12 protein-coding genes are annotated in these 12,583 nt (G+C 55.3%); 8 read left to right on the forward strand and 4 right to left on the reverse strand.

Going from position 1 to position 12,583, the window contains the following annotated elements; all coding sequences use genetic code 11:
• Positions 1-31: 31 nt before the first annotated feature.
• Together cobO and LRS40_RS17310 are read right to left on the reverse strand one after the other, a co-directional pair.
• Complete coding sequence (gene cobO, locus LRS40_RS17305) at positions 32-622, reverse strand: cob(I)yrinic acid a,c-diamide adenosyltransferase (protein WP_231312178.1); 591 nt, start codon at positions 620-622, stop codon at positions 32-34.
• Positions 619-1,380: a YciK family oxidoreductase gene (locus LRS40_RS17310; RefSeq protein WP_142489808.1), complete on the reverse strand. Its 762-nt coding sequence runs from the start codon at positions 1,378-1,380 to the stop codon at positions 619-621. Before LRS40_RS17310 ends, cobO begins: the two co-directional genes overlap by 4 nt.
• A 249-nt stretch (positions 1,381-1,629) precedes the next feature.
• On the opposite strand from LRS40_RS17310, the gene sohB reads away from it, so the two are divergent.
• Complete coding sequence (gene sohB / locus LRS40_RS17315) at positions 1,630-2,676, forward strand: protease SohB (RefSeq protein WP_231312179.1); 1,047 nt, start codon at positions 1,630-1,632, stop codon at positions 2,674-2,676.
• Between the two features lie 34 nt (positions 2,677-2,710).
• On the opposite strand, the gene LRS40_RS17320 is transcribed toward sohB, so the two are convergent.
• The gene (locus LRS40_RS17320; protein WP_142489806.1) at positions 2,711-2,962 is read right to left on the reverse strand and encodes a YciN family protein; all 252 of its coding nucleotides are present in this window, start codon (positions 2,960-2,962) and stop codon (positions 2,711-2,713) included.
• Between the two features lie 396 nt (positions 2,963-3,358).
• Here LRS40_RS17320 and topA point away from each other — a divergent pair, with 396 nt between their 5' ends.
• The 6 genes from topA (at position 3,359) to acnA (ending at position 10,840) form a co-directional block, all read left to right on the forward strand.
• The gene (gene topA / locus LRS40_RS17325; RefSeq protein WP_231312180.1) at positions 3,359-5,953 is read left to right on the forward strand and encodes a type I DNA topoisomerase; all 2,595 of its coding nucleotides are present in this window, start codon (positions 3,359-3,361) and stop codon (positions 5,951-5,953) included.
• 187 nt (positions 5,954-6,140) lie between these two features.
• Complete coding sequence (cysB, locus tag LRS40_RS17330; protein WP_106993152.1) at positions 6,141-7,115, forward strand: HTH-type transcriptional regulator CysB; 975 nt, start codon at positions 6,141-6,143, stop codon at positions 7,113-7,115.
• A 318-nt stretch (positions 7,116-7,433) separates the two neighbouring features.
• Positions 7,434-7,595 carry a YmiA family putative membrane protein gene (locus LRS40_RS17335; protein WP_142489804.1) on the forward strand — a complete coding sequence of 54 codons (162 nt, stop codon included), beginning with the start codon at positions 7,434-7,436 and terminating at the stop codon, positions 7,593-7,595.
• A 38-nt stretch (positions 7,596-7,633) separates the two neighbouring features.
• On the forward strand, positions 7,634-7,768 hold the full coding sequence (locus LRS40_RS24690; protein ID WP_255673665.1) for a hypothetical protein: 135 nt from the start codon (positions 7,634-7,636) through the stop codon (positions 7,766-7,768).
• 126 nt (positions 7,769-7,894) lie between these two features.
• Positions 7,895-7,996 (forward strand): small membrane protein YmiC, encoded by a 102-nt coding sequence (gene ymiC / locus LRS40_RS17340; protein ID WP_231312181.1) that lies wholly within the window; start codon positions 7,895-7,897, stop codon positions 7,994-7,996.
• A 168-nt stretch (positions 7,997-8,164) separates the two neighbouring features.
• Complete coding sequence (acnA, locus tag LRS40_RS17345) at positions 8,165-10,840, forward strand: aconitate hydratase AcnA (protein ID WP_231312182.1); 2,676 nt, start codon at positions 8,165-8,167, stop codon at positions 10,838-10,840.
• 47 nt (positions 10,841-10,887) lie between these two features.
• Here the strand turns inward: acnA and ribA are convergent, their stop codons facing one another.
• The gene (gene ribA / locus LRS40_RS17350; RefSeq protein ID WP_106993149.1) at positions 10,888-11,478 is read right to left on the reverse strand and encodes a GTP cyclohydrolase II; all 591 of its coding nucleotides are present in this window, start codon (positions 11,476-11,478) and stop codon (positions 10,888-10,890) included.
• A gap of 197 nt (positions 11,479-11,675) precedes the next feature.
• On the opposite strand from ribA, the gene pgpB reads away from it, so the two are divergent.
• A complete protein-coding gene (gene pgpB, locus LRS40_RS17355) occupies positions 11,676-12,440 on the forward strand; it encodes a phosphatidylglycerophosphatase B (RefSeq protein ID WP_142489802.1) in 765 nt (254 codons plus the stop codon).
• Positions 12,441-12,583 lie beyond the last annotated feature (143 nt).

Consider the following 12,583-nt stretch of genomic DNA (forward strand, 5'->3'; position numbering starts at 1 on the left):
AAAACAAAACCCGGCATCGCCGGGTTTTTTCTTAATAGTCGATACCGATTTGCGCTTTAACGCCGGCATCAAAGGCGTGTTTGACCGGGCGTAACTCGCTGACCGTATCCGCCATTTCCAGAATATCCCGATGACAGCCGCGTCCGGTGACGATCACCGTCTGGTGCGCCGGACGGTTGTTCAGCGCATCCACGACCTCCTGCAAGGGCAGGTAGTCGTAGGCCACCATGTAGGTGATCTCGTCCAGCAGCACCATGTTGAGTGCAGGGTCCGCCAGCATGAGTTTCGCCTGCTCCCAGACGGCCAGACAGGCGGCGGTGTCGGTATCGCGATTCTGGGTATCCCAGGTAAACCCGGTCGCCATTACCTGAAACTCCACCCCGTGAGGCTCTAGCAGATTACGCTCGCCGTTCGGCCACTCTCCTTTGATGAACTGGATCACGCCCACCTTTTGTCCGTGACCGACGGCGCGGGTCGCCGTACCAAAGGCCGCAGTGGTTTTGCCTTTACCGTTGCCGGTGAAGACAATAATAATCCCGCGTTCATCCTGAGCTGCGGCAACGCGGGCGTCGACCTGTTCTTTCAGACGCTGCTGGCGCTGCTGATGACGTTCATCACTCATTGCGATATTCCTGGTTTACGGCCGGGTTGGGCATCAAAGGTCATGCCGGTTTTGCGGCGACTGTCGTCGCCCATCAGCCACAGATAGAGCGGCATGATGTCGGCAGGGGTTTTCAGTTTAAGCGGATCTTCCGTCGGGAACGCGCTGGCGCGCATGCCGGTGCGTGTGCCGCCGGGGTTGATACAATTTACGCGCAGGTGGCGGCTTTGATACTCCTCCGCCAGCACCTGCATCATCCCTTCGGTGGCAAACTTCGAAGCGGCATAGGCGCCCCAGTTGGCTCGCCCCTGGCGCCCGACGCTGGATGAGGTGAATACCAGCGAGCCGGAATCGGACTGCAGTAATAAAGGAAGCAATGCCTGAGTGAGGAAAAAGGTGCCATTGACGTTCACCTGCATTACCTGCTGCCAGATCTCCGGGGTTTGCTCGTCCATCGGGCGCACTTCACCGAGAAAACCCGCATTATGTAATACCCCGTCCAGACGCGGATAATCCTCGGCGATACGCCGGGCAAGCTGCTGGCACTCCTCTGGGGTACAGGTTAACAGGTCAAGCGTATATTCGTGCGTCGGTGCGCCACCCTCGCTGGCGATCGCCTGCGCCACGTCGTGCAGTTTTCCTTCATTACGTCCTAACAGAATGACGCGTGCGCCGTGGCGGGCGTAGGTCAGCGCCGCCTCACGGCCAATACCGTCGCTGGCGCCGGTGACCAGAATAATACGGTTTTGCAGTAGATCTTTTTTGGGTTGATAGTGCAAAGTCACTCCTCTGGCGCGCGTTGGCGCGGCCCATGCTGTGCGTTCTCTTTTCGGCTTTATGCCCGAAAGTGAACAGGATATCAATCAGTCATCCGGAGAGTTCACTGTAAAATTAACAATTTGCAAATATTTTTCCGCGAAATTCAAATTCCTGAAGACGCCTCGCAAGGGTATCGTCAGGTGCGAGACGCCTGGCGAAGGCTGTTGTACACTGGGTGTGAAAACAAGTGGTTAAACCAAGGTGGACGCGTGGAATTACTTTCTGAATACGGTTTATTTCTGGCCAAAATTGCAACGGTGGTGATTGCCATTGCGGTGATCGCCGTTCTGATTGTCAACCTGACGCAGCGAAAACGTCAGCGCGGCGAGTTGCGGATTACCCGGTTAAGCGAGCAGTACACGGAGATGCAGGAAGAGATGTCGGTGGCGTTGCTCGACGCGCATCAGCAAAAACTGTGGCACAAGGCGCAGAAGAAAAAGCACAAGCTTGACGCGAAAGCGGCTAAGCAAAAAGCAAAGCTGGAGCAGCGCCCGGAAGCGGCAAAACCGCGGGTCTATGTTCTGGATTTTAAAGGCAGTATGGATGCGCATGAGGTTACCTCCCTGCGCGAAGAGATCACCGCGGTGCTGGCAGTGGCCAGACCCGAAGACCAGGTTGTCCTGCGTCTCGAAAGTCCGGGTGGGGTGGTCCACGGTTACGGGCTGGCCTCCTCGCAGCTGCAACGCCTGCGCGACAAGAAGATCCCGCTGACGGTGGCGGTAGATAAGGTCGCCGCCAGCGGTGGCTATATGATGGCCTGCGTGGCCGATAAAATCGTCGCCGCACCTTTCTCTATTATTGGTTCGATTGGCGTAGTGGCGCAGATCCCCAACTTCAATCGTTTCCTGAAAAACAAAGACATTGACGTTGAGTTGCATACGGCGGGTCAGTACAAGCGCACCCTGACGCTGCTGGGCGAAAATACCGAAGAGGGTCGACAGAAATTCCGCGAAGATCTTAATGACACCCATCAGCTGTTTAAAAGCTTTGTGCAGCAGATGCGGCCTTCGCTTGATATCGAGCAGGTGGCGACCGGTGAACACTGGTACGGCACTCAGGCGCTGGATAAAGGGCTTGTGGACCAGGTGGGCACCAGCGACGATCTGCTGCTGGGGCTGATGGAGGGCCGCGAGCTGGTGGGCGTGCGCTATACCCGGCGGAAAAAACTGATGGACCGGTTTACCAACAGCGCCGCAGAGAGTGCGGACCGACTGTTGCTACGCTGGCTGCAGCGTGGACAGAAACCCCTGCTATAAATAAAAACGCGAGGCCAGTGCCTCGCGTTTTGCATCAATCGACCAGGTGATACTTATCCGAGAGGGCATGGGCCAGGTATTTAAACATGTTAAATACCGCGGTGCTGCGTGGGGTAGGTAACCCCTGCTCATCGAGAAAGTAATCGCCGCTGAAGACCAGCACGCCATTACGCTGCTCCACACCTGTGGCTTCGATCCCTGCCAGAGTGTCGTCATGTTCACGAATGAGTTTATTTGCTTCGGCAAGCAAGGTTGCGCGGTCAATTGGTTGGGTAGTTTGCTGCATTATCCCCTCCTTAAACAGTGACATTAGTCTACGCCGCCGCGGTCCCGGGAGCAAATTTTCCCCGTTTTCAGGCATGCAGGGCAAGACGGACAGCGCTGGCGTGATTTGCTTTTGCATGCTAATAAAGTTGCGTAACGGATTTTATCAGGTAGAGTGTGCGCTTTCGTCATTCTGGCAATAGATTTGCTTGACATTCGACCTAAATCTCGTCGTGCAGTCACACCGGAGCGAGAAAAAGCCCGTAAACTCAACCACCTGGGTGAGGTCGTTTTTGGCGGCTGGTCCGAAAGGGGGTTGATATCCACTGATGACGTCGTTATATAGATGTCTCGTCGCCAGTGGAAGGTGAACTCACGCGACGTATTCCTGGAAGAAACAAATTAGGTAAAGGTGAATATGGGTAAAGCTCTCGTTATCGTTGAGTCCCCGGCAAAAGCCAAAACGATCAATAAGTATCTGGGTAGCGACTACGTGGTTAAGTCCAGCGTCGGTCATATCCGCGATCTGCCGACCAGTGGCTCAGCCAAGAAGAGCGCCGACTCTACCTCCACCAAAGGGGCCAAAAAGCCTAAAAAGGATGAACGTAGCGCGCTCGTAAATCGCATGGGTGTTAACCCGTGGGATAGCTGGCAGGCACAGTACGAAGTGCTGCCGGGTAAAGAGAAAGTCGTCTCCGAGCTGAAACAGCTGGCGGAAAAAGCCGACCACATCTATCTCGCAACCGACCTTGACCGCGAAGGGGAGGCCATTGCATGGCACCTGCGGGAAGTGATCGGAGGAGATGACACCCGCTACAGCCGCGTGGTGTTTAACGAAATTACTAAAAACGCGATCCGTCAGGCCTTTGAAAAGCCGGGCGAGCTGAATATCGACCGCGTTAACGCTCAGCAGGCGCGCCGCTTTATGGACCGCGTCGTGGGTTACATGGTCTCTCCACTGCTGTGGAAAAAGATTGCCCGTGGCCTGTCAGCGGGCCGCGTCCAGTCTGTTGCCGTGCGTCTGGTGGTTGAACGTGAACGCGAAATCAAAGCGTTTGTGCCAGAAGAATTCTGGGAAATTGACGCCAGCGTGACCACGCCGGGCGGCGATACGCTGCCGCTGGAAGTGTCGCACCAGAACGATAAGCCGTTCCGCCCTGAAAACCGCGATCAGACGATGGCCGCGGTCGCGCTGCTGGAGAAAGCCCGCTATCAGGTGCTGGATCGTGAAGACAAACCGACCAGCAGTAAGCCGGGCGCGCCGTTTATCACCTCCACGCTGCAGCAGGCGGCAAGTACCCGACTGGGTTACGGCGTGAAGAAAACCATGATGATGGCTCAGCGTCTGTATGAAGCGGGTCACATTACCTACATGCGTACTGACTCCACCAACCTGAGCCAGGACGCAGTCAACATGGTGCGTGATTACATCGGCGATAACTTTGGTAAGAAGTATCTGCCGGAGAGCGCCAACCAGTACAACAGCAAGGAGAACTCTCAGGAAGCGCACGAAGCGATTCGTCCTTCTGACGTTGCTGTTCTGGCTGAATCCCTGAAGGATATGGAAGCCGACGCGCAGAAACTGTATCAGCTGATCTGGCGCCAGTTTGTCGCCTGTCAGATGACGCCTGCGCAATACGACTCCACTACGCTCACCGTCGGTGCGGGTGATTTCCGCCTGAAAGCGCGTGGTCGTATTCTGCGTTTCGATGGCTGGACCAAAGTGATGCCTGCGCTGCGTAAGGGTGATGAAGACAAAACCCTGCCAGCGGTCAACGCCGGGGATGAACTTTCCCTGGTTGAGCTGACGCCGGCTCAGCACTTCACCAAGCCACCGGCTCGCTTCAGCGAAGCCTCGCTGGTGAAAGAGCTGGAAAAACGCGGCATTGGTCGTCCGTCTACCTATGCGTCGATCATTTCGACCATTCAGGATCGCGGCTATGTGCGTACGGAAAACCGCCGTTTCTATGCAGAAAAAATGGGTGAAATCGTCACCGATCGTCTGGAAGCTAACTTCCGCGATCTGATGAACTACGACTTTACCGCGCAGATGGAAAACAGTCTTGACCAGGTGGCGAACCACGAAGCCGAGTGGAAGAAGGTACTTGACAGCTTCTTCGGCGACTTCACCAACCAGCTGGAAAAAGCGGAAAAAGACCCTGAAGAGGGTGGCATGCAGCCGAACCAGATGGTGCTGACCAGCATCGACTGTCCGACCTGCGGTCGCAAAATGGGGATCCGTACCGCCACCACCGGCGTGTTCCTCGGCTGTTCAGGCTATGCCCTGTCGCCGAAAGAGCGCTGCAAAACCACCATCAACCTGGTGCCGGAAAACGAAGTGCTGAACGTGCTGGAAGGCGACGATGCGGAAACCAACGCATTACGCGCTAAGCGCCGCTGTAATAAGTGCGGCACGGCGATGGACAGCTACCTGATCGATCCGAAACGTAAACTGCACGTCTGCGGTAACAACCCGACCTGCGACGGTTACGAGATCGAAGAGGGTGAGTTCCGCATTAAAGGCTATGACGGTCCGATCGTGGAGTGTGAAAAATGTGGTTCTGAAATGCACCTGAAGATGGGGCGTTTTGGTAAGTACATGGCCTGCACCAACGATGACTGTAAAAACACGCGTAAGATCCTGCGTAATGGTGAAGTGGCACCGCCGAAGGAAGATCCGGTGCCGTTGCCGGAGCTGCCGTGCGAGAAGTCCGACGCTTACTTCGTCCTGCGTGACGGTGCGGCGGGCGTCTTCCTGGCGGCCAACACCTTCCCGAAATCACGCGAAACCCGTGCGCCGCTGGTGGAAGAGCTGTTCCGCTTCCGCGATCGTCTGGCTGAGAAGCTGCGCTATCTGGCCGATGCGCCACAGCAGGATCCTGAAGGTAATAAGACGATCGTGCGTTTTAGCCGTAAGACCAAGCAGCAGTATGTTGCTTCTGAGAAAGACGGTAAAGCGACCGGCTGGTCAGCATTTTATGTTGACGGAAAATGGGTTGAAGGCAAGAAATAAGCCTTAATTACCGTTACTTACCTTTGAAAGGGCCGGACTTCCGGCCCTTTTTTATTGGCGGGTTATTATTTTTTGTTACGGGCTATACAGCAATGATATAAATGATATAGTGGTTATAGTTAACCCTTTTCTTATTATCAAATCGTCTTAAGCGATTGCCCGTGTGCGCTCAATCGGATGGTCCGGCATGAAACTACAGCAGCTTCGCTATATCGTTGAGGTGGTCAACCACAACCTTAACGTCTCCTCGACCGCAGAAGGTCTTTATACCTCGCAACCCGGTATCAGTAAGCAGGTCCGTATGCTTGAAGATGAGCTGGGGATCCAGATTTTCGCCCGCAGCGGTAAACACCTTACTCAGGTTACGCCGGCGGGGCAGGAAATTATCCGTATTGCCCGCGAAGTGCTGTCGAAGGTCGATGCCATTAAATCCGTGGCGGGCGAGCACACATGGCCTGACAAAGGCTCCCTGTATATCGCCACAACCCACACCCAGGCGCGCTACGCTCTGCCGGGCGTGATTAAAGGCTTCATTGAGCGCTATCCTCGCGTTTCGTTGCATATGCATCAGGGCTCACCGACTCAGATTGCCGAAGCAGTATCTAAAGGCAATGCAGATTTCGCCATCGCCACCGAAGCGCTGCATCTTTACGACGATTTAGTGATGCTGCCTTGCTATCACTGGAACCGCTCGATTGTGGTGACGCCTGAACACCCGCTGGCGGCCAAAACCTCGGTATCGATCGAGGAACTCGCCCAGTATCCGCTGGTGACCTACACCTTTGGCTTTACCGGCCGTTCGGAACTGGACACCGCATTCAATCGCGCAGGCTTAACGCCACGGATCGTCTTTACCGCCACCGATGCCGACGTGATCAAGACCTACGTGCGGCTGGGGCTGGGGGTAGGGGTGATTGCCAGCATGGCGGTAGATCCGATAGCCGATCCCGATTTAGTCCGCCTGGATACCCAGGGCGTATTCGGCCACAGCACCACCAAAATTGGTTTCCGCCGCAGCACCTTCCTGCGCAGCTATATGTATGATTTTATTCAGCGATTCGCACCACATTTGACCCGCGACGTGGTGGATACGGCGGTTGCGCTGCGTTCTAATGAAGACATCGAAGCGATGTTTAAAGACATTAAGCTGCCAGAAAAATAATACCCTGCGGTATCTTTCCTGCGGGAAAGATACCGTTATTCCCGTTTATAATCTGAATTAGAATCCTTCTCTTTTAACCATTCGTTTAACACAGTAACCATAGGGTTACAGCGCTTTGTGTCCGCGCCTGTCTCAAAAAGCCAACAAAAATAGAAAATAAATAGCCGCTACGCAAACTCCACGTTTCATTTATATATTTCCGCTCAAAAGATTAAATATTTCACCGTACAGGATTCGTAAATTCACTGGATTTTCAACTAAAGTTTCTTTAGGATTTATCTCAGTGATGATTACTTATACCAATTGTTTGGTAGCCAAATGATAAGCAAAGTCGATTGTACGAGGTTAGCAATGCCGTCAGGAAGTCATGAGCCGCAACGGGATCCAGGGCTCAAGCGCAAAGCCTGGCTGGCGGTATTTCTCGGTTCCACGCTGTTTTGGATCGTGGTGGCGTTACTGGTCTGGAAATTCTGGGGTTAACTATGACGGTACAGGGGCGCAGTGAAGCAGTGAAACCTATGTGTCAGCAACGTGACACTCGCCGCAAAGTCCGTAAAGAAGTGACAAGCCAGGTTCCTGCTTCCTGGACGCTGTCGCCGCAGCAGCAAGCCTTCATCGATTCGTTCGCAGAAGACGATGCCAAAAAACAATAATTCTGCCGCTCAGGCGTAGTGCATTAATAATCCGGTGCGCTTTTGTACTCTTTAATAAATACACTTCAGCAATACCGAACTGAGCCTGACTCAGTCGTAAACAAATAAATAAAGACGGGTGTCACAATGATGAATAATATATCCGGAGTCAAATACTGGTCGTGGATCGCCGCGTTCTCTCTGTCGATTCTCTTCTGGTCCCAGCTTATCTGGCTCTCCCTACACTAAAAAATAAAGCCTCGCTCAAGCGGGGCTTTTTCTTTTTGACCTCTCCTTTTCTCTGCAAATTTGTCCATTTGGGTTGTTATCAAATCGTTACGGTGACGATGTGTTATCTTTAATTACGGCCCTGATAAAGGTCAGGGTATCGCAATCCCGGTAATTAAGGAGGAGCTTATGTCGTTAACCTTACGCGAAGCCAGTAAGGACACACTGCAGGCCGAGAACAAAACCTATCACTACTACAGCCTGCCGCTGGCCGCCAGGGAGCTTGGGGACATCGACCGTTTACCCAAGTCGCTTAAAGTGTTACTGGAAAATCTCCTGCGCTGGCAGGATGAGGTCTCTGTCACCTCCGAAGACATCCACGCCCTCGCCGGGTGGCTGCAAAATGCCCATGCCGACCGGGAAATAGCCTATCGCCCGGCCAGGGTCCTGATGCAGGACTTTACCGGCGTTCCGGCGGTGGTCGATCTGGCGGCGATGCGCGAAGCCGTCAAACGTCTTGGCGGCGATACTGCCAAAGTGAATCCGCTTTCCCCTGTGGATCTGGTGATTGACCACTCGGTGACCGTGGACCACTTTGGTGACGATGAGGCGTTTGAAGAAAACGTACGCCTGGAGATGGAGCGTAACCACGAGCGTTATGTGTTTCTGAAATGGGGCCAGCAGGCCTTCAGCCGCTTCAGCGTTGTTCCACCCGGCACCGGCATCTGCCATCAGGTCAATCTCGAATACCTCGGCAAGGCGGTGTGGAGTGAACTGCAGGATAAAGAGTGGGTGGCCTACCCGGATACGCTGGTCGGCACCGACTCGCACACCACCATGATCAACGGCCTTGGCGTGCTGGGCTGGGGGGTAGGGGGGATCGAAGCCGAGGCCGCTATGCTCGGTCAGCCAGTGTCGATGCTGATCCCTGACGTGGTCGGTTTTAAGCTGACCGGCAAACTGCGTGAAGGCATCACCGCCACCGATCTGGTGCTCACCGTGACCCAGATGCTACGTAAGCACGGGGTGGTGGGCAAATTTGTTGAATTCTACGGTGACGGACTCGACTCATTGCCGCTGGCGGACCGGGCCACCATCGCCAACATGGCGCCGGAATACGGCGCGACCTGTGGCTTCTTCCCGATAGACGGCGTCACGCTGGAGTATATGCGCCTCAGCGGGCGCAGCAGCGAGCAGGTTGAGCTGGTTGAGGCCTATGCCAAAGCGCAAGGGATGTGGCGTAATCCGGGAGATGAACCGGTGTTTACCAGCACCCTGGCGCTGGATATGGGCGAGGTCGAAGCCAGCCTCGCCGGGCCGAAGCGTCCTCAGGATCGGGTCGCGCTGGCGGATGTGCCAAAGGCGTTTGCTGCCAGCAATGAACTGGAAGTTAATACCGCGCAGAAGGATCGTCGACCCATTGATTACGTCATGAACGGCCATCAGTATCAGCTTCCGGATGGCGCGGTAGCGATCGCGGCCATCACCTCCTGTACGAACACCTCAAACCCCAGCGTGCTGATGGCGGCGGGACTACTGGCGAAAAAAGCCGTTACCCTTGGCTTGAAACGCCAGCCGTGGGTAAAAGCCTCGCTGGCTCCGGGCTCCAAAGTGGTCTCCGATTACCTGGCCCAGGCCCGGCTGACGCCGTACCTGGATGAACTGGGTTTCAACCTGGTCGGCTACGGGTGTACCACCTGTATTGGTAACTCCGGGCCGCTACCGGAACCTATCGAGACGGCGATCAAGCAGGGGGATCTGACGGTCGGGGCGGTGCTCTCGGGCAACCGCAACTTCGAAGGCCGTATCCACCCGCTGGTGAAAACCAACTGGCTGGCCTCACCGCCGCTGGTGGTAGCCTATGCCCTGGCCGGGAATATGAATATTAACCTCGCGACCGAGCCTCTGGGGCACGACCGCAAAGGGGATCCGGTTTATCTGAAAGATATCTGGCCGTCAGCGCAGGAGATCGCCCTTGCGGTAGAAAAAGTCTCCACCGACATGTTCCGCAAGGAGTATGCCGAAGTGTTCGAAGGCACGGCGGAGTGGAAAAGCATTGAGGTGGCGCGCTCGGATACCTACAGCTGGCAGGATGATTCCACCTACATCCGCCTGTCGCCTTTCTTTGACGAGATGCTGGCGGAGCCTAAACCGCTGGAAGATATCCACGGCGCACGGGTGTTAGCCATCCTTGGCGACTCGGTCACCACCGACCACATTTCTCCGGCGGGCAGCATTAAAGCGGATAGCCCGGCAGGGCGGTATCTGCAGAGTCGTGGCGTGGAGCGACGTGACTTCAACTCTTACGGGTCCCGTCGCGGTAACCATGAGGTGATGATGCGCGGCACCTTCGCCAATATCCGCATCCGCAACGAGATGGTGCCTGGCGTTGAGGGCGGGATGACCCGACATCTGCCGGGTACGGAAGTGATCTCGATTTACGATGCTGCTATGAAGTATCAGCAGGAAGGTACGTCGCTGGCGGTGATCGCCGGGAAAGAGTACGGTTCCGGCTCCAGTCGTGACTGGGCAGCAAAAGGGCCACGGCTGCTTGGCGTACGCGTGGTGATCGCTGAGTCCTTTGAACGTATCCACCGTTCAAACCTGATCGGGATGGGGATTTTACCGCTGGAGTTCCCGCAGGGGACATCGCGTAAAACGCTGGGGCTGACCGGGGAGGAGCGCATTGATATTGCGGATCTGCAAAGTCTGACGCCTGGCGCCACCGTGCCGGTCAAGCTGACGCGAGCGGATGGACAAACCGAGGTGGTGGACTGCCGCTGCCGAATTGACACAGCTACCGAGCTGACCTACTACAAGAACGACGGTATCCTGCACTATGTGATCCGTAATATGCTGAATTAACACACAGTGACCAGCCCGGCGCGCATCGCGCTGCCGGGCTGTTTTTTTTACTCGCTGAGCAGATGTCCAAGCTTCGCCGCTTTGGTATCCAGATAGTGTTCGTTGTTCGGGTTACGGCCAACGATCAGCGGCACACGTTCAACGATGTTGATGCCGGCTTCGGTCAGGATCTCGACCTTACGCGGGTTATTGGTCAGCAAACGCACTTCATCCACGCCCAGCAGCTTGAACATATCGGCGCACAGGGTGAAATCACGCTCGTCTGCTGCAAAGCCTAACTGATGGTTCGCTTCCACGGTATCGTATCCCTGATCCTGCAGGGCATAGGCGCGGATCTTGTTCAGCAGACCGATATTACGCCCCTCCTGGCGGTGATACAGCAGGATGCCGCGGCCTTCTTCCGCGATGTGCGACAGGGCGGCTTCCAGTTGAAAACCACAATCGCAGCGCAGGCTAAACAGGGCGTCACCCGTCAAACACTCGGAATGGACGCGAGCAAGCACTGGCGTCTGCCCGGAGGTATCCCCGAACACTAACGCAACGTGATCCTGCCCGGTTGCCAGTTCTTCAAAACCCACCATCAGGAAATCGCCCCAGGGGGTTGGCAGATTGGCTTCTGCCACACGTTTAAGCTGCATTTGATTCTCCAAAAAATGCTGACACGCCTTGTGTCTGTTGCCTGTTTGGCTGTCGGTATTGTCTTATTTTGCCACAAGCTCCACACGTTCACCTAATCACCGCCAGCTTAACGAACGTTAAACGCACAATCCGACATTTTTACGCAGCTCTCATTTTTCAGTTATGATTGTGAGGCTTATCGAAAAAAGGAGACGACATGCTTTCAATTGCCCGCCGTACGGCGGTTGGCGCAGGGATATTGCTTATTATGCCTGTGGCTGTATGGATATCCGGCTGGCAGTGGCAGCCTGGCACGAACAGCGGATGGTTAAAGGCGCTGTTCTGGATCACGGAGACGGTCACCCAACCCTGGGGCATTATTACGCACGCGCTGCTATGCGGCTGGTTTTTATGGTGCCTGCGTTTTCGTCTGCGGGCCGCCATCATGCTCTTTGCCATTCTTGCCGGCGTGATCCTTATCGGCCAGGGGCTTAAATCCTGGGTGAAAGATCGGGTTCAGGAGCCGCGTCCGTTTGTCGTCTGGCTGGAAAAAACTCACCATGTCCCGGTCAACGACTTCTACAATTTAAAGCGTAAAGAACGCGGTGAGCTGGTGAAAGAACAGCTTACTGAACAACAGGCTGTTCCGACATTTTTACGCAAACACTGGCAAAAAGAGACCGGATTTGCCTTCCCGTCCGGACACACGATGTTCGCCGCAAGCTGGGCATTGCTGGGGGTAGGGCTGCTGTGGCCGCGCCGGCGCACGCTGACCATCGCCTTCCTGCTGGTCTGGGCGACGGGGGTAATGGGCAGCCGCCTGCTGCTCGGCATGCACTGGCCGCGGGATCTGGTGGTTGCCACTCTGATGTCGTGGCTGCTGATCACCTGCGCCACCTGGCTTGCCCAGCGCGTTTGTGGCCCACTCACGCCGCCGGCAGAAGAGAAGCGGGAAATAGCCGACAGGGACCAGGAAAGCTGACTGCGGTTGAAATTCTCATATTTAGCCGCAGATCCAGTCGTGGCGCGATGCTTTTTCCGTTTCGCGCCCGTCCTGAAAATGGTAGTTTATAAGGCTGGTTACGCTATGGTGAACACTCTTTATTCGCTCAAACCACATAACGG

Source organism: Leclercia sp. G3L (genome assembly GCF_021117075.1).
In the GTDB taxonomy this organism is placed as follows: Bacteria; Pseudomonadota; Gammaproteobacteria; order Enterobacterales; family Enterobacteriaceae; genus Enterobacter; species Enterobacter adecarboxylatus_C.